The sequence below is a fragment of the Exiguobacterium sp. SL-9 genome (genome assembly GCF_004336985.1).
Classification (GTDB): domain Bacteria; phylum Bacillota; class Bacilli; order Exiguobacteriales; family Exiguobacteriaceae; genus Exiguobacterium.
The window spans coordinates 474,515-498,163 of record NZ_SJUO01000002.1 but is presented as its reverse complement, the minus strand read 5'-3'; the positions used below and the strand labels follow the sequence as shown (position 1 = coordinate 498,163).

Genomic DNA, 23,649 nt, shown 5'->3' with positions numbered 1-23,649 from the left:
ATGGTCCTGACGTTATATCGGCGTGCCAACTGTTCACTTTGCGAGGAGGCGCTCGTCATGCTCGAATGGCTCATGGAAGACTATCCGTTCGAACTCGAACAGATCGACATTACGGGCAACGAGGAACTCGAGGCGAAGTACTTGTTTGAGATCCCCGTCGTCTTACACGAGGGACGTGTCATTAGTCAAGGGCGATACGATGACAGTAAAGTTGAAGATTTTGTTAAGTATACGCTTACATCGAAAAAAAACGTTTGAAGGGGTTGCAAGACGGAAAGGTGATTGATAAGATGAAGTCGTAGCGGTGGGACGTAAATATAAAAGTGGGACAAAAAATGTCCATACTTTAAGTCGAGGGGGAATGAGTATGATCCAGCAGCTGATTCAAGTTCAGAAGCAAATCGTTCCCGACATGCTCGATACGCTCCGACATCGTTATGACATTTTACATTACGTCCGGTTGATGCAGCCAATTGGTCGCCGGACACTCGCCACAAGCCTCGGGCTGACGGAACGAATTCTAAGACGAGAAGTCGACTTTTTAAAAGACCAAGGTCTATTGATGGTCGCTACTCAAGGTATTTCCCTTACGGAATCGGGCCGAAACGTTCTCAGAGACTTGCACGAGGTCATGGGAGAGATCCTAGGGATTTCGGAAGTCGCACGAGTTCTCGAGCAAAAACTAGGCGTTCGCCAAGTCGTCATCGTACCGGGTGATTCCGACGAGACGTTCTGGGTCCAGCGAGATATCGGTCGGGCCGCCGTCACGCAACTGAAAGCGAGACTGGCACCTGACGACAATATCATCGCGGTCACAGGCGGGACGACGATGGCATCGGTTGCGGCCATGATGTCGCCCGATAAAAAAGAACGGCCGATGCATTTCGTGCCGGCACGCGGCGGACTCGGAGAGACGCTTGAGTTACAGGCGAACACCGTCTGTTCTCGAATGGCCGACCGGGCCCATGCCGACTATCATTTACTCCACATTCCAGACGAGGTTTCGCAAGAGACGTTCGAGCGGATGGTGGAAGAACCTAGCATCAAAAATGTTCTGGAAATGATTAGAGCGGCGCGAATAGTGGTACATGGAATTGGTGAGGCGGAAACGATGGCGAAACGTCGTCACGCCACGCCGGAGCATTTGCGGATGATCGAACGGCATGATGCCGTCGCCGAAGCGTTCGGATATTATTTCAACGCCGAAGGTGAAATCGTTCATCGGGTCAAGACGGTCGGGATCCAATTAGAGGAGCTCGACGACATGGACACCGTCATCGCGGTCGCCGGAGGGAAATCGAAGGCACAAGCGATTGCCGCATATGCGAAACACACGCCGAACATCATCCTCGTCACAGACGAAGGTGCGGCGACAGAATTATTAACTCGTTATTAAAGAGTTGACCCCCGTTGGCTCTTCAATAAATAGCTTCTACCCTAAGGAGGAAATTAACTATGGCAGTAAAAGTTGGTATTAACGGATTTGGACGTATTGGTCGTTTGGCATTCCGCGAGATCATCAAAAACGAAGGAATCGAAGTTGTTGCAATCAACGACTTGACTGACACGAAGATGCTTGCTCACCTTCTCAAGTACGACACGACTCAAGGTCGTTTCGACGGAGACGTTGAAGTACACGACGATCACTTCCTCGTAAACGGCGAGAAAGTCATCACACTTGCTAACCGCAACCCAGAAGAACTTCCATGGGGCGAGCTCGGTGTTGACATCGTACTCGAATGTACTGGATTCTTCACAGACAAAGAAAAAGCGGAGCTTCACTTGAAAGCTGGCGCGAAAAAAGTTGTCATCTCGGCTCCAGCTACAGGTGACATGAAGACTGTCGTTTACAACACAAACCACGACATCCTCGATGGTACAGAGACAGTTATCTCTGGTGCTTCATGTACGACAAACTGCTTGGCGCCAATGGCGAAAGTTCTCCAAGACCAGTTCGGAATCATCGAAGGTCTCATGACAACGATCCACGCTTACACAGGCGACCAAAACACGCTTGACGCTCCACACCCGAAAGGCGACTTCCGTCGTGCACGTGCGGCAGCAGCGAACATCGTACCGAACACAACTGGTGCGGCTAAAGCGATCGGCCTCGTTATCCCAGAACTTCAAGGTAAACTTGACGGTGCGGCACAACGTGTACCAGTTGCTACAGGTTCACTCACAGAACTCGTAACAGTTCTTGAGAAAACTGTATCTGTTGACGAAATCAACGCAGCAATGAAAGCAGCAGCGAACGAGTCTTACGGTTACACTGAAGACGAAATCGTATCTTCTGACATCGTCGGAATCACTTACGGTTCACTCTTCGATGCTACGCAAACTAAAGTAATGACAGTTGGCGACAAGCAACTCGTTAAGACAGTTTCTTGGTACGACAACGAAATGTCTTACACTGCACAATTGGTTCGCACACTCAAGCACTTCGCTGAAATCGCGAAGTAAGTTCGTGAACTAAATAGAATCAAATAGGAGCGGAAACAAGAGATTGTTCTCCGCTCTATTTATGAAATTGACACGCACGACATATGGAGGCGAAGGTTATGAACAAACAGTCTATTCGTGACATCGATGTAAAAGGGAAACGCGTTTTTTGCCGCGTTGACTTCAACGTTCCACTCAAAGATCGCGTCATTCAAGATGAAACGCGGATCCAAGCGGCTCTTCCAACGATCAAGCACTTGATCGACGGCGGCGCGAAAGTCATTTTGGCGAGCCACCTCGGCCGTCCAAAAGGCGAGAAGAACCTCGAGTACTCACTCGCACCGGTCGCTAAACGTCTCGCTGAACTTCTCGGCAAAGATGTACCCCTCGTTGAAGAGGCGTACGGTCCAGTCGCAGAAGAAGCCGTTTCAAAACTTGGTGAAGGTGACGTCGTCGTTCTCGAGAACGTCCGTTTCTACCCTGGTGAAACGAAAAACGATCCAGAACTCGCGAAAGGTTTCGCAGCACTCGCTGATATCTTCGTCAACGACGCGTTCGGTGCGGCTCACCGTGCCCATGCTTCAACAGAAGGTATCGCGCAAAACGTGGACCACGCGGTGGCTGGTCTCTTGATGGAGAAAGAACTTGAAGTCCTCGGGAAGGCACTCTCGAATCCAGACCGTCCGTTCACGGCGATTATCGGCGGATCGAAAGTTGCTGACAAGATTGGGGTCATCGACCACCTTCTTGACATCGTTGACACACTCATCATCGGTGGCGGTCTCTCGTACACGTTCTCGAAAGCACTCGGGCACGAAGTCGGAACGTCACTCCTTGAAGAAGACAAGCTCGACCTCGCTCGTCAGTTCATGAAAAAAGCAGAAGACAAAGGCGTGAAGTTCTTGATGCCGGTCGACTGTGTCATTGCGAAAGAATTCGGCGAAGAGACATACGTCGGACCAGTCGATATCGACTCGATCCCTGCGGATCACATGGGTCTTGATATCGGACCGAAGACAGTCGAAATTTACGCGGAAGCGATTCGCGAATCGAAACTTGTCGTTTGGAACGGACCGATGGGCGTATTCGAACTCGATAAGTACGCTAACGGAACGAAAGGTGTCGCTCAAGCACTCGCAGACAGCGACGCATACTCAATCATCGGTGGTGGTGACTCAGCCGCGGCAGCAGCCAAGTTCGGCCTTGCTGACCAAATGAGCCACATCTCGACTGGTGGCGGCGCTTCACTCGAATTCATGGAAGGCAAGAAACTTCCAGGCGTCGAAGCGTTGAACGACAAGTAAAATAGAGGAGGGTTATCGATGCGTAAACCGATTATTGCAGGTAACTGGAAAATGAACAAAACACTCTCGGAAGCCGTCGCTTTCGTAGAGGAAGTTAAAAACAATATCCCGTCAACGGACAAAGTTGACGCGGCGATTGGTGCACCAGCAGTATTCTTGGCCCCAATGGTAGAAGCGGCTAAAGGATCGAACTTGAAGCTCAGTGCACAAAACATGTACGACAAAGACAGCGGGGCATACACAGGCGAAATCAGCCCGGCCATGGTCGCTGACCTCGGCGTGACATACGTCATCCTTGGACACTCAGAGCGTCGCGAATACTTCGGCGAATCTGATGCGTTCATCAACAGCAAAACGAAAAAAGCGTTCGAACACGGTCTTACGCCAATCGTTTGTGTCGGTGAAACATTAGAAGAGCGCGAAGGCGACAAGTTCGAAGCAGTCATCAAGACGCAAGTCGAAGGTGGTCTCGCGGACCTCTCAGCTGACCAAGTCAAACAACTCGTCATCGCGTACGAGCCAGTTTGGGCGATCGGCACTGGTAAATCAGCGGACGAAGCAGATGCGCAAAGCTCATGCAAATATGTTCGTGACGTGGTAAAAGGTCTTTACGGTGAAGACGTGGCGGCTGCGGTTCGCATCCAATACGGCGGTTCTGTAAAACCTGAGAACATCAAGGAGTATATGGCGCAAGAAGACATCGACGGCGCACTCGTCGGCGGTGCTTCACTTGAAGCTGCTTCGTTCCTCAAATTGTTGGAGGCGATTTAAATGGCAAGACCAGTCGCCCTCATCATCTTGGATGGTTTTGGAATGCGGAACGAGACGTTCGGTAATGCGGTCGCTGCGGCGAACAAACCGAACTTCGACCGTTACTGGGAGCAGTATCCACATACGCTCTTGAACGCGAAAGGCGAGTACGTCGGCCTTCCGGAAGGTCAGATGGGGAACTCGGAAGTCGGTCACTTGAACATCGGTGCCGGTCGAGTCGTCTATCAGTCACTTTCACGCGTCAACAACGCCATCAAAGACCGTTCACTCTTTGACCGCCAAGCGATGAATCACTTGGCCGGACATGTGAAAAAGTATGATTCGAGCCTCCACATCATGGGTCTCGTCTCAGATGGTGGGATTCACTCTCACATCAACCACATGTACGCCATCGTCGAGTTCGCAAAACTTCATGGCATCGAAAAAGTATACATTCACGCTTTCACGGACGGCCGTGACTGTGATCCGAAATCAGGCGCTGGCTTCCTCGAACAGACGGAAGCGAAGCTTGCTGAACTCGGACTCGGTCAAGTCGCTAGCGTGTCTGGACGCTACTATGCCATGGACCGCGACAACCGTTGGGAACGCGTCGAGAAAGTATACGACGTGCTCGTCAACGCGAAAGGCGAAGTTGGTACGAATGCGGTCGACGTGCTTAAACAGTCGTACGCAGACGGCTTGACGGATGAATTCGTCTTACCGACGGTCATCGAGAAAGACGGACAACCGGTCGCGACGATCAAAGACAACGACGCGATCATGTTCTTCAACTTCCGTCCGGACCGGGCGATCGAGCTCGCGAAAGTGTTCAAAGAGAAGACCGGCTTCAAAGGCTTCGAACTTTCGAACGCACATCCAGAGAACATCTTGCTCGTCTCGATGACGAAGTTCTCAGATGAAATCGACACGGACATCGTCTTCCCACCGGAAGATTTGAAAAACACGCTCGGTGAGACACTCGCCGCGCAAGGGTACAAACAGCTCCGCGCCGCGGAAACTGAGAAATACCCACACGTCACGTTCTTCTTGAACGGACAACAAGAAACACCGTTCGAAGGGGAAGATCGTTTCCTCGTGCCGTCACCGAAAGTGGCGACGTACGACTTGCAGCCTGAAATGAGCGCATATGAGCTCACAGAAGGACTTTTGGAGCGCATCGAATCTGACGAATATGACGCGTATATCATCAACTACGCGAACCCGGACATGGTTGGCCATTCCGGTATGCTCGAACCGACGAAGAAAGCTGTCGAAGTCGTCGACGAATGCCTCGGTAAAGTAGTGGACGCACTCATTGCCAAAGGCGGCGCGGCGATCATCACGGCGGACCACGGGAACGCTGACCTCGTCACGAACCCGGACGGCTCACCGATGACGGCCCACACGACGGAACCTGTACCATGTATCGTCACGAAAGAAGGGGTGGAACTGAAACCAGTTCTCCAAGGCGCCTTGTGCGACCTCGCCCCGACGCTCCTTCACCTTCTCGGTGGAGAGCAACCGGCCGAAATGACCGGCACATCAATCGTCACGAAGTAACCCAAAAAAACTTTCCAAACAAAAAGGAGCGAATTTTCATGTCAATGATTACAGAAATTTACGCACGCGAAATTTTGGATTCACGCGGTAACCCAACAATCGAAGTAGAAGTCTTCACAGAAGACGGCGGTTTCGGCCGTGCCCTCGTCCCATCAGGCGCATCAACTGGTGAGCACGAAGCAGTTGAACTCCGTGATGGCGACAAGTCACGTTACCTTGGTAAAGGCGTACTCAAAGCCGTTGCTAACGTAAACGACACAATCGCACCAGAACTCATCGGTTACGATGTATTCGACCAAAACGCACTCGACAAGAAAATGATCGAGCTCGACGGTACGAAAAACAAAGGTAAACTCGGCGCAAACGCGATCCTTGGTGTCTCTATGGCAGCAGCACACGCAGCAGCAGACGAGCTCGGCCTTCCACTTTACACGTACCTCGGTGGATTCAACGCGAAGACGCTTCCAACTCCAATGATGAACATCATCAACGGTGGTTCACACGCTGACAACAACGTTGACTTCCAAGAGTTCATGATCATGCCTGTTGGCGCGCCAACGTTCCGTGAAGCGCTCCGCATGGGTGCAGAAGTATTCCACGCCCTCAAATCAGTTCTTTCTGGTATGGGTCTTAACACAGCTGTCGGTGACGAAGGTGGTTTCGCACCAAACCTTAAGTCTAACGAAGAAGCGATCACAGTTATCCTTGAAGCGATCGAAAAAGCTGGTTACAAAGCTGGCGAAGACATCTACCTCGCAATGGACGTTGCGTCTTCTGAGTTCTACGACAAGTCGACTGGCAAGTACGAACTCGCTGGCGAAGGCAAGTCAATGACAACTGCTGAGCTCGTAGACTTCTACGCTGAGCTCGTAAGCAAATACCCAATCATCTCAATCGAAGACGGTTGCGACGAAAACGACTGGGACGGCTTCAAATTGCTCACTGACAAAATCGGTGACAAAGTTCAGCTCGTTGGGGATGACCTCTTCGTAACGAACACTGAGAAATTGGCTGAAGGTATCGAAAAAGGAATTTCGAACTCGATTCTCATCAAAGTTAACCAAATCGGTACGCTCACAGAAACATTCGACGCGATCGAAATGGCTAAAAAAGCTGGTTACACAGCTGTTATCTCACACCGTTCTGGTGAAACAGAAGATGCGACTATCGCGGACATCGCTGTTGCGACAAACGCTGGTCAAATCAAAACTGGTTCGCTCTCGCGTACAGACCGTATCGCGAAGTACAACCAACTTCTCCGCATCGAAGACATGCTCGGCGATGTAGCGAAATACGACGGCATCAAGTCGTTCTACAACCTCAAAAAATAATTGATGTTTTTCAGGTCCGCCTTGTGTGGGCCTGTTTTTTTGTGGCTGGATAAGACGTTCATCAGACGGTGGCCGACTGATTGGTCGTCAACCCGTCCTGGCGGCACCGATGCTTTCTGCAGGCAATCCCACGGAGCCTCCTCGCACTTCGTGCTTGCGGGGTCTCCGCGCGATTGCTTTCCTGCAAGAGTCACGGTGCCGCTTCGACGGGGCGGACGCTCTGTGTCGAGCCTCCTCGTCATCGACACCCCGTGCTGCTGTATACTGAACATGATATAGATGAAGTGGAGGGGAGTCGTATGGACCAATCGAATGAACAAGAAAAAAAGTTGAGTGGCGGGAACGTGTCGATTGTCTATAAAAACGAAAGGCAACGGAAGGCGATGCAGCATTCCAACACATGATCGATGAAGGGCACTATGACCACTATCAAGAAGAGTACCGGTTCATCGAGGGGCATGGACGGAAGTGGTTCTGAAATAGAATGTCAGAGGGGTGCTTGTCGACCAGTCATTCCGGGAATAGACTAGTGTAGGTATAAGGAGGCGTTCGTCATGATGATCAGCGGTTTTCTCCTTCTTCTCATCGCAATCGGTATCGGTGGTTGGTTCCTATACAAGGTTATGGAGGACCGGAAATGGTCGTGACGTATGTCACGGCCGTTTTTTATATGGGTGAATCGGGAAAAATTGGGTATAATCAGATACAACACATAAAAAGGAGAGATGTCCATGAAACGTGTACGGAAAGCCATCATCCCGGCCGCTGGGCTCGGAACGCGCTTCTTGCCAGCGACGAAGGCGATGCCAAAAGAGATGCTCCCAATCGTCAACAAACCGACGATCCAATTCATCGTGGAAGAGGCCGTCGCTTCCGGCATCGAGGACATCATCATCGTGACCGGGAAAAACAAGCGCGCCATCGAGGACCATTTTGACCGGGCCATCGAGCTTGAACAGAACCTCGAGTCTAAAGGTAAGACGGAGCTCCTTGAGTCGGTCCGCCACTCGTCGAACCTCGCCAACATCCACTACATACGGCAACAAGAGCCGAAAGGGCTTGGACACGCGATCTGGTGTGCTCGGAAGTTCATCGGTGACGAACCGTTTGCTGTTCTGCTCGGAGACGATATCATTGAGGCGGACGAACCAGCGACGAAGCAATTGATCGACCAGTACGAGCAAGTTGGGCGTTCAATCATCGGCGTCCAGCGCGTCCCGTATGAAATGACGAATCGATATGGTATAATTGACCCGCTTGCCGTCGAAGGGAAGCTCATTCCGGTGCGGACGTTCGTTGAAAAACCGCCCATCGGGAACGCCCCGTCGAACCTCGCCATCCTCGGTCGTTACATTTTGACGCCGGACGTCTTCGAGGCGTTATCAGCGCAAGAAATCGGAACGGGGGGCGAGATTCAACTGACGGACGCCATCGCCCGCTTGAATGAGGTGGAGACCGTCTACGCCTATGAATTTGACGGGCGTCGCTACGACGTAGGTGAACCAATTGGTTTTGTGGAGACGACCATCGCCTATGCGCTCAGTGACCCAGATTTAAAAGCCAACGTTCACACGCTTTTGAAGCGCTTCGTGGACGAACTCGAACAACAGTAAGGTGTGTTATTTTTGAAAACAATGTTAATGGTATGTCAAAACTATTATCCGGAGATCGGCAGTGCCGGTAACCGGATGCAAAATATTACGCATCTCATGAAAGAACGCGGATATGACGTCGAGGTCATCACGGCCGCCCCGTCGTATCCGAATTTCAACTTGTATAAAGACGACCGCTTCTGGAATGATGAGGCGCTCAACAACCAACCGTTCATCAAGCGTCTCATCACGAAGAAGCGCAAGCATACATCGAACATGGTGAGCCGGCTCGCCTTGTTTTTGGAACAGATGATCAAAGGCGTCGCCGCCGTCCAAAAGCTCGACTCGAAACCGGATGTCGTCTTTGCGACGACCCCGTCTTTTTTTATGGCGTTCGTCGGCGTGTATGCGAAACGGAAGTACGGTGTCCCGTTCATCCTGGACGTGCGTGACCTTTGGCCGGAGTCGGTGAAAGGCGTCGGCGTGTTCAAACACGATTGGATGCTCGCACCGGCGTTTTGGTTTGAGAAGCGGCTGTATAAGGCGGCCGATGAAATCATCATCAACTCGGAAGGGTTCCGCAGTTATCTGCGCCAACGCGGCGTCGAGAACGACATGATTCACTATATGCCGAACTCGATTCGCGAGAGTGAGCGCAACCTCGAACGGACCGTCCCTGAGGACGACCGGATGGAGATTTTGTACGCAGGAAACATGGGCCTCGCCCAAGATGTGTCGCTTTTACTCGAGCTTGCGGAGCGGTTCCGTGACGAGCCCCGCATCCATTTCAAATTGATCGGCTACGGGTATCGGAAGAACGAGTTGAAAGAAACGATCAAAGCCCGTGGGTTTAAGAACTTCCTCTTCCTCGAAGCGATGCCACGGACGGAGGCGTTCCAAGCCATCAAAAACGCGGACGTCGCGTTCGTCAGCTTGATCGAGCAAGAAGTGTTCGATACGGTCATCCCGGGCAAATTGATCGACTATATGGCGGTCGGCAAACCGATTGTCGCGGCGGTGTCAGGCCATGCGGCGAATGTCATCGAAGCGGCCGAGGTCGGTTACGTATCACGGAAGCGTGATATTAACGAGATCGAGCTCATGCTCCGGAAGCTGCTCGAACGTCCCGATTTGCGTGACAAGTACGGCGTGAACGGGATCCGTTATGTGAAAGACAATCTGTGCTGGGAAAACAATATACACGTCCTCGAAGACGTGATCGAAAAAGTAACAATGGAGGAAACACGATGAAATCAGTTTGTATGTTTGTATGGAACCACTTTACGAATGACGCGCGCGTCTTGCGCGAATGCTCGGCGCTCGCCGAGGCGGGCTATGAAGTCGATTTGATTGCGCTTCAAGACCCGAAAAATCCTTCGCTCCCGAAAGAAGAGATGCGTCCGGAAGGATTCCGCGTCATCCGGGTCAAACGTCAACCGCCGATCTTGGTGAACGGCATGAAAATGGCTAGCCAAGTGAAAAAGTGGATTTTCGCGAAAAAAACACGCAAGATCGGTGCCGGACTCGTCGGCGCGGGACTTGTCATCCTTGCACCGCTCACGATGATCGGACTCGGTGCGGCAGCAGGCGCAATCCTCCTCCCGCCGGTACGGAAACAGATTGTCAACGCGAGCGCGATGCTCGAGATGGTGTTCACTTCGACAAAGAAGTCGTATGACTTCTATCACGCCAACGACTTGAACACGCTCCCGCAGGCGTTGATCGCCGGAAAACTCGTCAACAAAGGCAAGATCGTCTACGATTCGCATGAAGTCCAGACGGACCGGACCGGTTACGGCTATATCCAAAGTAACCTCGAGGGTTGGCTCTTGCCGTACGTCGATTCGATGATGGTCGAGAACCATACGCGCGCGGCACACAACGAAGAGCTTTACGGCTTCTATCCGTACGTGCTCCACAACTATCCGTTCTACCGTCCGCTCGACTTCACGCTCCGCAAAGACTTGCATGCGCTCCTCGACTTGCCGAAAGATGAGAAGATCCTCCTGTACCAAGGCGGCATTCAAGCCGGCCGCGGACTCGAGCAGCTCATCCTCGCCGTCAAGGACTTCAACGAAGGCACGCTCGTCATGATCGGGGACGGGAAACTGAAGCCGGTCATCAAACAGATGATTGAGGACGAAGGCGTCAGCGACCGCGTCAAGATGATTGACAAAGTACCGGTCGAGGCGTTACCGTACTATACGATGAACGCGTATCTCGGTTTCCAAGTGTTGAACAACGTCTGCTTCAACCACTATTCGGCGTCATCGAACAAGCTGTTCGAATATTTGATGGCCGAAGTACCGGTCGTCTCATGTGACTTCCCGGAAATTGAACGTGTCGTCGCCGGCAACGATGTCGGTGTCGTCGTCGACTCGCACGACCCACAATCGATCGCCGAGGGCGTCAACCGCCTGCTCGACGATCAAGCACTCTACGCCCGTGTCAAAGAGAACACGAAGACAGCGCGTGAGCAATATAACTGGGATTTGGAAAAAGAGGCACTCTTGAACGTCTACACGAACGTCGTGGACCGCAAGTTGCCGATTATGAAAGACGGTGCGCCAAAGCCAGTTCAACAGTAAGACTTAGACTGCGGCTTTGGCCGCGGTCTTTTTTATATGGAAGGGGGACAAATGATGAAACGTCAGCAACAACATCTATTGCGTCAACAAGTCTGGAAGAAGCTCCAATCGATTTCCTTGAAGGATATCGCCTGGATCGTCGCCGGCTCATTCATTCTCGCGTTCGGGGTGAACTACTTCACCGTCCCGAACGACTTCTCGGAAGGCGGCCTGCTCGGGGTCACCATCATCCTGTACTACTTGTTCGGCTGGGACCTCGGGGTCACGTCGATTATCGGGAACGGGATTTTATTCATCGTCGGCTATAAGCTGCTCGACCGCCGGACGATGGTCTATTCGGTCGTCGCCGTCATCGCGACGTCGTTCTTCCTCAGTGTGACCCATGACTGGGGCAGCCCGGCCGAGGATAAACTGCTCGCGGCCGTGTACGCTGGGATCATGATCGGTGTCGGCATCGGCATGGTGCTCCGCGTCGGCGGGACGACCGGAGGCGGGGTCATCATCGCCCGTCTCATGGAGCGCTATTTGCATATGAGCGTTGCCGTGTCGATGTTCATCATCGATGCCATCGTCGTCGGGGCGTCAGGCTTCATCCTCGGGGAACAAGTCGTGCTCTATACGTTGATCGCCATCATCATCGGCTCGTGGGTCATCGACCTCGTCGCGGAAGGGCTCAATATCCGCAAGGCTGTCACGATCATCAGCGACAAGCAAGAAGAACTCGCCGTTGTGTTGACGGAGACGCTCGGCCGCTCGGCGACGATTATCCACGGTCATGGCTACTATACGAAGCAGGACAAGAACATGTTGTATATGATCGTCGACAAGCGCCAAGTCGGCCCGCTCAAGAAAATCGTCGAAGTGACAGACCCGCGTGCCTTCGTCGTCATCCACCAGGTGAAAGAGGTCATTGGGGAAGGGTTTAGCTACCCGTCCCGATAATTTGAACGCTGGTGTTTTGACGCCAACTTCTATATAATAAGAAGCGTGTAAAAAGAAGGAGGAACTGACTACTATGCAAACGATCGCTACAATCAGCCTACTCGTCGTGGCTGTTTTATTGATTGTCGTCGTACTGCTCATGTCAGGTCGGTCGCAAGGTCTTGGGGCGATTGCAGGTGGCGCGGAGCAGTTGTTCGGCCGCCAGAAAGCGCGCGGCTTCGACGCTGTTTTGAACCGAACTGCAGCTGTACTAGGCACATTGTTTTTCATTTTAGGATTACTAGTCGCATCATTATGATGAAAGGCTGATCGTTCTCGATTTTTACGTGAGGCGGTCGGCTTTTGTTTTTTTCAATTATTTTTTGGGAATAATGGATTGTATGAGGAGATGACGTTCGCAATGAAGATTACAGCACCGAAACCGTTCTTCTTTGAAGGCGGACCACGTGCCGTGTTGATGTTACATGGCTTTACCGGATCGAGCGCGGATGTCCGCATGCTCGGTCGTTTCCTGCAAAAAGAAGGCTATACGTGTATGGGTCCCCAGTACCGGGGCCATGCCGTCCCGCCGGAAGAATTGCTTCAGTACGGACCGGCCGACTGGTGGGAAGACGTCTTGAACGCCTACCAGTCATTGAAAGATAAAGGCTATGAGGAGATTGCCGTCTGTGGGCTCTCGCTCGGCGGCGTCATGTCACTTCGCCTCGCTTCGGAAAAGAACGTCAAAGGCGTCATCCCGATGTGTGCCCCGACCGGAATTGATGCCGAAGATCGGTTATACAAAGGAGTCAAAGCCTACGCCCGAGAATATAAATCTCGAGAAGATAAATCGCCTGAACAGATCGAACAGGAAATGGCAGACTTCAAACCGATGCCGACGCTCAAGGATCTCCGTGCCTTCGTCCGTGATACAACGACAAAACTAGAAGACATCTTCGTCCCGGCGCTCGTCGTCCAAGGGGCGAAAGATCAAATGGTCGATCCCGAATCTGCACACGAGATTTACGAGGCGATTAACGCGTTCCAAAAAGAACTGCTCATGTATGAGGAGTCGGGACACGTGATCACGCTCGATAAAGAAAAAGAGAAACTGCACCAGGACGTGCTCGATTTTCTCGAAACGTTAGACTGGTCAGTCTAAAAAGGAGGTGTCACGTTGAATTTACGTGACCAACTACTAGAAATCATCCAAGCCAGTGATAAAGCACTGACAGTGGACCAATTGACCGAGCGTCTTTCGCTCGAGTCGACGGATGCCTTTAAAGAGCTCATCCGCACCTTGAACGCCCTTGAAGAAGAGGGCTTAATCGGCCGCACACGGACGAACCGTTACGGGACGCTCGCCGTGCTCGGCCAAGCAGCGGGAATCATCTCGATTCACCAACGCGGCTTCGGTTTCCTATCGGTCGAAGGGGAGACGGAAGACGTGTTCTTGCCGCCCGACCAATTGAAAGACGTCTACCACGGCGACACGATCCTCGTCAAAAAACGCGAGGACAACCGCGGCAAGACCGAAGGCGTGCTCCTCAAAGTATTGAAGCGCGGCTTGTCGGAGTTCGTCGGGACGTATACGCTCCCGAGCGGACGCCTCGACCAGTTCGCCTTCATCGAGCCGGATGACAAGCGCATCAACTTCTGGCCGGTCGTCAACCCGGACAAATCGCTCGGTGCCGTCGATGGCCACAAAGTCGTCGTCCGCATCACGAAGTATCCGGACGGACGCTTTGCCGGAGCGTGTGATGTCGTTCGCATCATCGGACACAAGAACGACCCGGGCGTCGACATCTTGTCGATCGTCTATAAGCACGGTATCCCGACGGAGTTCCCGGAAGATGTCATCGACCAGGCGAACGCCGTGCCGGACGAGGCCGACGAGAAGGACTTCATGGGTCGCGTCGATCTTCGCAACGAGACGATCTTCACGATCGACGGCGAAGACGCGAAAGACTTGGACGATGCCGTCCACGTCAAGAAACTCGACAACGGCAACTATGAGCTCGGCGTCCACATCGCCGACGTGTCACACTACGTGACGGAAGGCTCACCGCTCGACGTCGAGGCGTTCGAACGGGGGACGAGTGTATATCTCGTCGACCGCGTCATCCCTATGTTGCCGCACCGTCTCTCGAACGGGATCTGTTCGCTCAACCCGCACGTCAACCGTTTGACGCTCAGCTGCGTCATGGAGATTTCCCCGCAAAACGGGAAGGTCGTCAATCATGAGCTGTTCCCGAGTGTCATCAAGACGACGGAGCGGATGACGTATACGAACGTCCGTGAGATCATCGAACGTGATGACGAAGCGACGCTCGAACGCTACGAGCCGTACATCCCGTTGTTCGACCTCATGGCCGAGCTCGCGGAAGTGCTCCGTAAGCGCCGTAACTCGCGCGGTGCCATCAACTTCGACTTCGCCGAGGCGAAAGTCGTCGTCGACGAAGAAGGCAAACCGGCTGACATCGTCTTGCGTCCGCGCTCGGTCGCCGAGAAGTTGATTGAAGAGTTCATGCTTGCGGCCAACGAAACGGTCGCCGAACATTTCCACAAGATGGACGTACCGTTCATCTATCGTGTCCACGACAATCCGAAACCGGACAAGCTCGACTTCTTCTTCGACTTCGTCGCGAACTTCGGTGTGCACATTGAGCGGTTCAAAGGCCAAAAGGTCGAACCGAAGACACTGCAGAAGATTTTGAAGGCGATCTCGGGCGAACCGGAAGAGCCGGTCATCAGCACGATCATGCTCCGTTCGATGCAACAGGCGAAGTACGATGACGTCTCGCTCGGCCACTTTGGCTTGGCGACTGACTTCTATACGCACTTCACGTCGCCGATTCGTCGATACCCGGACTTGATCGTCCACCGTCTCATGCGCACGTACGCCTTCAATGGTGACGTGTCCGAGAAGACGATTGCTAAATACGAGGAACGTCTCGACTCGATTGCCGAACAGGCGTCGAAACGCGAACGCCGTTCGGTCGATGCCGAACGTGAGACACAAGCCTTGAAGAAAGCCGAGTACATGGAATCTCGTCTCGGTGAAGAGTTCGACGGCGTCGTCAGCGGCGTCACGAACTTCGGGATGTTCATTGAGCTCCCGAACACGATCGAAGGGCTCGTTCGTCTCCAGTCGATGGATGACTATTATCACTTCGACGAGTCGCAGCTCATGTTGCTCGGCGAGCGGACGAAACGTCAGTTCCGCATCGGTGACGCGGTGCGCGTCAAGGTCGACGCCGTCAACTTGGACGAGCGTACGATCGACTTCACCGTCGTCGGCATGCCGAAGCGGGAACAGTCGCGCCGTCGCCAACCGACGACGATCAAAGCGACAGAAGGTCGTCCGAAGAAAGATGACAAGCGCGGAGGACGCGGTCGCGATGACAAACGTCCGAAGCGTGGCAAACCAGGGAAACCGGGTCAAGCCGGCAAACCGTCCAAACCAGGTGAGAAGCCGAAGACGTCGCAAGGACGCTCGGCACTCGACTTGAAAAAGAAAGACGGTCAAAAACGAACAGGCGACGCCAAACGCGGAGCGAAGAAGCGTCGTTGACGGGAGGGGGCGACCCCTCCTCCATATTGAAGTAAAGGACTGAATGTCTATGGCCAAGAAGAAAGATTCGAACGCGCTCGCGCAAAACCGAAAAGCGTCCTTCGATTATGCGATTGAAGATACGATTGAAGCCGGCATGGTGTTGACGGGGACCGAGATTAAATCGGTGCGCCAGTCAAAAATCAACATTGCCGACGCGTATGTCCGCTTTGACGGTGGCGAGGCGACACTTCATAACTGTCATATCAGCCCGTTCGAGCAAGGGAACCGGTTCAACCACGAGCCACTCCGTGTCCGAAAGCTATTGTTGCATAAGAAACAAATCAATCAGCTTATCGGTGCGCAAGGGCGTGACGGGTATACGATCATTCCGCTCAAAGTGTATCTCAAGAACGGCTTCGCCAAATGTCTACTCGGCATCGGGCGCGGGAAGAAGAAGTATGACAAGCGCGACGACTTGAAGAAGAAAGATGCGAAGCGCGACGTTGACCGGGCACTCCGGGACCGGCAAAAATACTGACAGCGAGACCTGATTGTGGTATAGTTGTTGTAGTACCAATTACCACCTCGGGGACGTTATGGATTCGACGGGGGTAGGTCGGTCGTATGTGGCGTGTCGAGGGGTCGGCCTCGTTAAAACGCAAACGCCTATAACTGGCAAAACTAACACACAACTCGCAGCAGCCTAAGTGCCCTGCGGATCCTGACATCCATCGCTTGTGTGGATGATTATCAGGGTCTCAAACTAAGCAAGCTACGCTTCAACCTCGCCGTCTGAGGGCGCGAAGAAGAGATGAATCAGACTGGATGCGACAACGCCTGTTTATCGGCAGTGTCACATTGAGATTCAATAGATAAACTACACACGTAGAAGCATGCGTTACGATGCCTTCGGACGCGGGTTCGACTCCCGCCGTCTCCATTTTTAAACAGTCTACATGGACTGTGATCAATGATTTTTAATGAAGACCTTCTAATTTCATTGAGATTAGAAGGTCTTTTGAATTTTATGGAGCAACTCAATCAAAATGAAATGAAAGCAGGTGAATCAAATGGGAAAATATCAATTGGATACGAAAAGTAAAATGGCCGCTGCTAAGTATCAAGACGGTAAAAAACCAGCTGTGTCGAATAAAAAAGATAAGATCAATCAGATTCGAGAAGCATATTTGCAGAAGCAAAAAGACAAGAAACAATCTGGAGAATGATTAGACGGTTTAGCTGAGTTCAGGTGTTCTATTATAAGAAGTTGAAATGAAAGAAGAGGGTCATCCTTGCGTAGTTAATGCATAGGTGGTCCTCTTCTTGTTTTTCCTTTTGTTAATCAGACTCGATTTGATTCTCACAAAAACTTAAACAAATCAGCACCAATAGAATCACTTCTGTCTTAGAATATGAATATTCTGAGTGCGGTTATAACCTCTCCGATGAGGAGTGTGCTCTACCGCATGACTCATCTCATAGTTTTTATATTGTGCGAATCACGAGTCATCCACGACAGTACTATATTTAGACTTGATCGATAAACTACACACGAAGAAGCATGCGTTAACGATGCTTTAGGACGCGGGTTCGACTCTCGTCATCTTCATTCTTTAAGGAAAGCCCTTTATATACAGCCTTTCTTTTTTGTGGTGAGTATTTTTAATTATATATTGGAAAATAACCAAGCATACTATAATGTAAAGGTGACAATTGTAAATTTTATGAATATGAATTTAATAGATTTTAAGGAGTGAGATTGATTGTTTGAAAAAAGTGAATTAATAGGGAATCAAAATAATAATTCAGATAATATAAATGAAAGTCCTGTTAAGGATAAGTTTTACATTAATGATGAGGATCAAAAAATATTATTTCATTTTGAAACTCTTCTCCCTGATACTTCTTCTAACAATACAATTTATATGCATACATTAGATTGGGCTTTGAATAATAAAGATATAAAAAATCTGGCGATAACAGGAACTTATGGGTCAGGTAAAAGTAGTGTTTTAAAGTCTTTTTGGAGTAATTTCAATGGGAAGAAGAAAGTGCTAGAAATTTCAGCTGCGACATTCATTGATATGGAAGAACTTGATTTAAAAGAAGGTAGTCTAAATAATACCATCACTCAAAATAAAGTAGTTAACATGTTGGAACACAATATTATGCAGCAGATGTTTTATAAAGTGAAACCTCAAAGAATCCCAGATTCTAGATTTAATAGAATACAGTCTAAGAGTGTCTTTCAAACTATCATTGATTTTATAATTATATTTATCGCCTTGTTTATTATTTTTTTGTCTCTTAAATATGAACTTTACATTGATTTATACAAAAATATTACTAATTTTGGATTGAATACTACACAGACTGTCTATTTAATACTATTTTTACTTTTTACATTGTTTACAATCTATCGAATAATAACAGTTACAAAGAGTTTTAAAATTAAATCGTTAGGAGTAGGAAAATCAAGTATAGAATTGAACACTGAAGGGACCAATACTGTTTTTAATAAATACTTAGATGAAATAATATATTTTTTCAAAAAAAATGATTACAGCATTGTCGTATTTGAAGATTTAGATAGGTTTGATAATCTAAATATTTTTGAAAGACTAAGGGGATTGAACCAACTTTTAAACCAATCGGAAGAATTAAACGAAAAATCAATAGTGTTTATATATGCTTTAAAAGATGATATTTTTTCATCAGACGATCGCATTGAAGAAATTCAAAATAGAACTAAATTTTTTGACTTCATAATTCCTATGGTGAAAATAATGCATTCATCAAATTCAGAAAGTATTCTTCTTAACAAGCTTGATAATTTTCTTAAACACGAAGAATCTGATTCAGATGGAATTTCAAAAAAACTAATTACAGATGTCTCGTTTTTTATAAGTGATATGAGAGTGCTCAAAAACATTTGTAACGAATATTTGATATTTAGGAGCGCACTCAACAATTCTGGTATAGTACAAAACAAACTGTTTGCCATAATTGTATATAAAAATATTTATCCTAAGGATTACTCCGAATTACTATATGGTAAAGGGAATTTAGTAAATGTTTTCAAATCCAAAAATATAATTTTAAAAAAAATCTTAGAAATAAAAAAGGCAGAGGTAGAAAAGAAAACTAAATTACTTTATGAGATTGAAAATGAATTTTTAGATGAATTAGACGAGTTAGCAATGGTTTATCTAAGAAAAGTAGAATTTTTAAATACATCTAATGAGATACAGCTAAATAATAAAATATTTAAAATGTCTTCTAAAAGTGAAATGATAGAATTTATGAACTTAGTTCAACAATTAGATCCTCTCTCTGAGCAGAATATAAGAAATAGACAAAATGGTATGAATTTACCTTTAAAAAAATTCCTAACTGCAAATGGAAAAGCAATTAGTATCCAAAAGAGAATAGAATTTATTAAGTCTAAAAATGATTCTGTAGTTGATGAGTTGAATACCTCTATCGATAAACTTCAACGAGAAATGAAAGAAATCTATTCTTACTCTTTTTCTGAGTTTTTAAAACATACTCCAATTGATGAAGCAAAAGAAATTGAAACGATCCTCAAAGATATGGAACTTCTGAATGTATTACTTCTTCAAGGGTGGATTGATGAGAACTATGAGGAATATGTTACTTATTTTTATGAAGGTGCGATGAGTCTGGAAGATTTAGATTTTTTAAAGAAAGTCAGACTTAACCAGAAAGCTAATTTCAATTTCGGGTTAAAGTATGTTAAAGAAGTTCAAAAGAAATTAGAAAAAGAGCATTTTGAAACAGAAGCTATTTTAAATTTCCATTTGCTTTCTTATCTTTTGAAAAGAAATATCAATGAAGAAGTGTTAATGAAAAAACAATTCTTTTTAGAGTTTTTATCAAATAATTTGATAACAAATAAAGTGGTTAGAGAATTTATAATAGGTTTCATAGATTACTGTGATACTGAAGATTTATTAAGTGAAGAAAAGATGTTTTTAAATGAATTGGCATCTTTAAACTATAAATTATGGACTTCAATTGAAAGTGAATTACAATCTAAAACAAAAACAAAACAATTTTTCTTGAAACTATTTGATAATATTCCTACCGATTTGATTGTTAAGATGGATTATAATGATAATATTAAAAACTTCATAGAAGAAGATGCAGACTTTTTATTTTGGTGGGAAGGGTCTGAAATTTTTAGTAATGAAAATAAAATTAAATTGAGTGAACTGTTAAGCGGTTTAAATGTAAAGTTTACGACGCTTAATTCTCGTAACAATTCTAAATTATTGATTGAGTCCCTTATAGAAGCAGATGCCTATGAAATAACTAATAGTACTATTCAAACTTTTGTCACCCATGCTGAAAATTCTAGTTCAAATATTGATTATAAGAGTATACTTCTTCATCCCTCGGAGAATCTTCGAGAACGAATTGAAGAAAATATAAATCAATTTGTAGAAGATGTACTTTTAATTCATGAAACGTACGTAGAAGAAGAGGAACAAGTCATTAAACTTCTAAACAACGATAAAATATTTAATGGGCTAAAAATTAATATTTTAGAAAAATGGAACGGACAGATTACTCTATTAGACTCGCTCGAGGTCGATTTAGAGGTATACTTAAAAATAATCGAGTTGAAAAGAATTAAGAACACATGGGAAAATTTTCTTCACTTTTATACGAATGTAGGCGACCATGAATATCACTATTATATGGATGAGTATATCGATTCTCTTGATAATCCAGATAGACTCTCAGATACATTTAATGTCTTTATTCAAGACTTAGGACAAAAGGAATTGAAACCTTCTGAAGAAAACGGGTTAAACAATTTGTTAGTTGCTATTGCTAACTCTAATATTTTTTCAATTTATCAATTAACAACATTTTTTAATGATTTATTGCATAATCTTGAGAATGAAACAGTTAAATCAACTTTTAATTTGTTGGTAAAGAGTAATTTACTTCCTTGGAATGTGGATTACTATAACTTCTTCAAAATAAATGATGAGCCTACTATAGGAGAACAATATCTAATTAATTTTGTTGATGACAATTTTGTTGATAAAGTCATATCATTAGAAGAAGATTTAAATTTATTTGCTAAGATCATTGAATCTTCAGACATTGATTTAAAGATTAAATTAGAACTATTATTTACCTCTTTGGAAAATGGAAGGGTTTTGAACTCTACTATTATTTTGTGGTATTTGAATGAATTCAGAAAAACTGATTTTTCTTTTGAAGATTTCAATTTGCAATATACCGATATTGAAAATCTTCTTACTGTGTCGGAATTATCTCAAGAGGATAGAGCACTAATATTTATGGCAATATTAGAGTCTAATATCTTCGAGAAAGAATCTTTAATAAAAGCTTTAAAAGTAATGCCAAAGCCTTTTTCTGAACTAACCATTATTCGCAATAGAAATATTGTATTTGAAAATAATGAGATGCTATTGAACTTAATGAATATGTTATCTGAGAGAAAGTTAATTGCTAGTTTCAAAGTTTTGGATTCAGATATAGTAGTAAATAGCAAAAATAAGTTTTTCTAATTTTTGTGGCTATTGCATTATCTCTATACTAAAAAACAAGAAACAGTTTAAGTTGCCCGGAAAACTTTTGTCGTCACTTTAAGAGTAGCTGTATGGTTTGAACATTTGAAGCTACTTAAAAGAAAAAGTGACATCATCATTTTATTCGACTTGATGAAAAAAAGTTAGAATTCAAAATGGGCTACAAAGACATAAAACGAGTCGAACCTTACTGATCAGGTTCGACTCGTTTTCAGTTATTGAATCCTCACCACAAGTTAAACAGATCCGCCACAATCGCATCACTTCCGTCTTGGAACATGAACAAGCCGAGTGCGATCAACAGCCCTCCAATGACGAGTGTGCCGAACCGCATCAGTCCGTTTGTGTTCTTTCTAAATAGGCCGCGAATCACGAGCCCTCCACCAATCAATAGCATCAAGAAATACCAAAACCCCATAGCCATTCCTCCTCCGCTTGTAGTTGAGTCTAGTTTACATATATTTTCCAGTACATACTGTAGGGCGCGGGACTGATTTAATCTCAGCCTAAGACGGGTACAGTATCTTTATGTGCAAATGAAGGGGAGAGTGACCACTATGCGGAAAACCATCGTCATCGCGGGGGCGAGCGGCTATATCGGCTCGAACGTGATGGACCATTTAAAAGAAGAATATGACATCATCGCTTTGTCCCGCTCGACGAAAAACAAAGAAGACGAGGACCACATCACGTGGCGGTCGTGCGATTTGTTCTCGTATGAACAGACGCGCGAGGCGTGCGAAGGTGCAGACTACGCGATGTTCCTCGTTCACTCGATGATTCCGGACGGAGGATTGACGCAGGCGACGTTCGAAGACATGGACGCGCTCATCGCCGACAACTTCGCCCGGGCGACAAAAGCGAACGATATCGAACAAATCGTCTACTTGAGCGGCATCATCCCGAAAGAGTCGAAGACGTTGTCACGTCACTTGAAGAGCCGGCTCGAGGTAGAACGGATTCTCGGTGGGCAAGGCGTACCGGTGACGACGATTCGGGCCGGACTGATCATCGGTCCGGAAGGCTCGTCGTTCCCGATTCTCGCGAAACTCGTCAAACGGTTGCCGGTCATGATTCTCCCGAACTGGACGAAGACGGAGACGCATCCAATCGACCTGCGTGAAGCCGTCCAAGCGCTCATCTCGGTCGTCGGGGCCGAAGCGTTGTACGACCACCATATCGATATCGGCGGTCCGGAAGTGATGACGTATCGCAAGATGATTGAAGATACGGCTGACGTCATGGGCAAACGTCGCGTCATGATCGACTTCCCGTTCCCGACGATCAAGCTGTCCCGCCTTTGGGTCATGGCTGTGACGGGTGAACCGAAAGACACTGTCTATCCGCTCGTCGAGAGCATGGGCCACGCCATGGTCGCGAAAGACACGACCGGCGTCAAGCAAGGAGAGATCCCGTTCAAGGAAGCGGTCGAGCACGCACTCGAAGAAGAGGAGAAACAGAACTCAGGAGGCGGCAAGAAGAAAAAAGCACCGCAACAGTATACCGTCCGCTCGATTCAACGGTTCGGTCTGCCGGAGAACAAGTCGGCGCTATGGATGGCCGACACGTATTTCGAGTGGCTCGGCCGGCTCGCGTACCCGCTCATCCAGACGACGAAAGAGGACGATGACTGGGAGGTCGCGCTCCTCCGACCGTCACTCGTCGCACTCCATCTGTCGCTCGAAGATGAGGCGACGGATGACATGGCGTCCTATTCCATCGACGGCGGCATGTTCGCGAAGTTGAGTGAGGACGACAAGACAGGCCGGCTCGAGTTCAGACGGCTCCCCGAGTCGGAAGAAGGGCTCGTCGCCATCCATGAGTTCGTACCGGCGTTGCCGTGGTGGTTCTATACGAAGACGCAGGCGAAAGCCCACCTTGTCGTCATGTGGCTGTTCGGCCGTCACGTCCGTCTGCTTGGGGAAGATGCGGATGAGGGCGATCAAGTCGTCGAGGCACCGACGAATTAAATAAGGCGCAACCATTGTGTGATGGTTGCGCCTTATTGCTCTGT

19 protein-coding genes and 1 other RNA gene are annotated in these 23,649 nt (G+C 48.0%); 19 read left to right on the top strand and 1 reads right to left on the bottom strand.

Going from position 1 to position 23,649, the window contains the following annotated elements; all coding sequences use genetic code 11:
• From EVJ34_RS06970 to EVJ34_RS06880, 18 genes are all read left to right on the top strand, one after another.
• Complete coding sequence (locus EVJ34_RS06970; RefSeq protein WP_021065444.1) at positions 1–258, top strand: glutaredoxin family protein; 258 nt, start codon at positions 1–3, stop codon at positions 256–258.
• Positions 259–370: 112 nt separating this feature from the next.
• The gene (locus tag EVJ34_RS06965; RefSeq protein WP_201739717.1) at positions 371–1,396 is read left to right on the top strand and encodes a sugar-binding transcriptional regulator; all 1,026 of its coding nucleotides are present in this window, start codon (positions 371–373) and stop codon (positions 1,394–1,396) included.
• A 59-nt stretch (positions 1,397–1,455) separates the two neighbouring features.
• Positions 1,456–2,463, top strand: a complete 1,008-nt coding sequence (gene gap, locus EVJ34_RS06960; RefSeq protein ID WP_021065446.1) for a type I glyceraldehyde-3-phosphate dehydrogenase — start codon at positions 1,456–1,458, stop codon at positions 2,461–2,463.
• Positions 2,464–2,561: 98 nt separating this feature from the next.
• A complete protein-coding gene (locus EVJ34_RS06955; protein WP_131437839.1) occupies positions 2,562–3,746 on the top strand; it encodes a phosphoglycerate kinase in 1,185 nt (394 codons plus the stop codon).
• 18 nt (positions 3,747–3,764) lie between these two features.
• Positions 3,765–4,517, top strand: a complete 753-nt coding sequence (tpiA, locus tag EVJ34_RS06950; RefSeq protein ID WP_131485064.1) for a triose-phosphate isomerase — start codon at positions 3,765–3,767, stop codon at positions 4,515–4,517.
• On the top strand, positions 4,518–6,056 hold the full coding sequence (gene gpmI / locus EVJ34_RS06945; RefSeq protein WP_131485063.1) for a 2,3-bisphosphoglycerate-independent phosphoglycerate mutase: 1,539 nt from the start codon (positions 4,518–4,520) through the stop codon (positions 6,054–6,056). It begins immediately after the preceding gene.
• 38 nt (positions 6,057–6,094) lie between these two features.
• Positions 6,095–7,387 (top strand): phosphopyruvate hydratase, encoded by a 1,293-nt coding sequence (eno, locus tag EVJ34_RS06940; protein ID WP_021065450.1) that lies wholly within the window; start codon positions 6,095–6,097, stop codon positions 7,385–7,387.
• Between the two features lie 731 nt (positions 7,388–8,118).
• Positions 8,119–9,000 carry a UTP--glucose-1-phosphate uridylyltransferase GalU gene (galU, locus tag EVJ34_RS06930; protein WP_131485062.1) on the top strand — a complete coding sequence of 294 codons (882 nt, stop codon included), beginning with the start codon at positions 8,119–8,121 and terminating at the stop codon, positions 8,998–9,000.
• Between the two features lie 21 nt (positions 9,001–9,021).
• Positions 9,022–10,230 (top strand): glycosyltransferase family 4 protein, encoded by a 1,209-nt coding sequence (locus EVJ34_RS06925; RefSeq protein ID WP_236636673.1) that lies wholly within the window; start codon positions 9,022–9,024, stop codon positions 10,228–10,230.
• Positions 10,227–11,567: a glycosyltransferase gene (locus tag EVJ34_RS06920; protein WP_201739715.1), complete on the top strand. Its 1,341-nt coding sequence runs from the start codon at positions 10,227–10,229 to the stop codon at positions 11,565–11,567. The genes EVJ34_RS06925 and EVJ34_RS06920 overlap by 4 nt, the downstream gene beginning before the upstream one ends.
• Positions 11,568–11,621: 54 nt before the next feature.
• Positions 11,622–12,509: a YitT family protein gene (locus EVJ34_RS06915; RefSeq protein WP_131485060.1), complete on the top strand. Its 888-nt coding sequence runs from the start codon at positions 11,622–11,624 to the stop codon at positions 12,507–12,509.
• Positions 12,510–12,582: 73 nt separating this feature from the next.
• Positions 12,583–12,807: a preprotein translocase subunit SecG gene (secG, locus tag EVJ34_RS06910; protein ID WP_012726902.1), complete on the top strand. Its 225-nt coding sequence runs from the start codon at positions 12,583–12,585 to the stop codon at positions 12,805–12,807.
• A 102-nt stretch (positions 12,808–12,909) separates the two neighbouring features.
• Positions 12,910–13,650 (top strand): alpha/beta hydrolase, encoded by a 741-nt coding sequence (locus EVJ34_RS06905; RefSeq protein WP_131485059.1) that lies wholly within the window; start codon positions 12,910–12,912, stop codon positions 13,648–13,650.
• A 15-nt stretch (positions 13,651–13,665) separates the two neighbouring features.
• Complete coding sequence (gene rnr, locus EVJ34_RS06900; RefSeq protein WP_131485058.1) at positions 13,666–16,062, top strand: ribonuclease R; 2,397 nt, start codon at positions 13,666–13,668, stop codon at positions 16,060–16,062.
• A gap of 49 nt (positions 16,063–16,111) precedes the next feature.
• Positions 16,112–16,582, top strand: coding sequence for an SsrA-binding protein SmpB (smpB, locus tag EVJ34_RS06895; protein ID WP_029595066.1), 471 nt, complete (start codon positions 16,112–16,114; stop codon positions 16,580–16,582).
• A 49-nt stretch (positions 16,583–16,631) separates the two neighbouring features.
• Positions 16,632–16,987: a transfer-messenger RNA gene (gene ssrA, locus EVJ34_RS06890) on the top strand.
• Between the two features lie 127 nt (positions 16,988–17,114).
• Positions 17,115–17,270, top strand: coding sequence for an alcohol dehydrogenase (locus EVJ34_RS06885; RefSeq protein WP_131485057.1), 156 nt, complete (start codon positions 17,115–17,117; stop codon positions 17,268–17,270).
• Positions 17,271–17,807: 537 nt separating this feature from the next.
• The gene (locus EVJ34_RS06880) at positions 17,808–21,614 is read left to right on the top strand and encodes a YobI family P-loop NTPase (protein ID WP_131485056.1); all 3,807 of its coding nucleotides are present in this window, start codon (positions 17,808–17,810) and stop codon (positions 21,612–21,614) included.
• Between the two features lie 247 nt (positions 21,615–21,861).
• On the opposite strand, the gene EVJ34_RS06875 is transcribed toward EVJ34_RS06880, so the two are convergent.
• Positions 21,862–22,053, bottom strand: coding sequence for a hypothetical protein (locus EVJ34_RS06875; protein WP_131485055.1), 192 nt, complete (start codon positions 22,051–22,053; stop codon positions 21,862–21,864).
• 139 nt (positions 22,054–22,192) lie between these two features.
• Between EVJ34_RS06875 and EVJ34_RS06870 the strand changes: the two genes are divergently transcribed.
• Complete coding sequence (locus EVJ34_RS06870) at positions 22,193–23,605, top strand: NAD-dependent epimerase/dehydratase family protein (protein WP_131485054.1); 1,413 nt, start codon at positions 22,193–22,195, stop codon at positions 23,603–23,605.
• Positions 23,606–23,649: the final 44 nt, after the last annotated feature.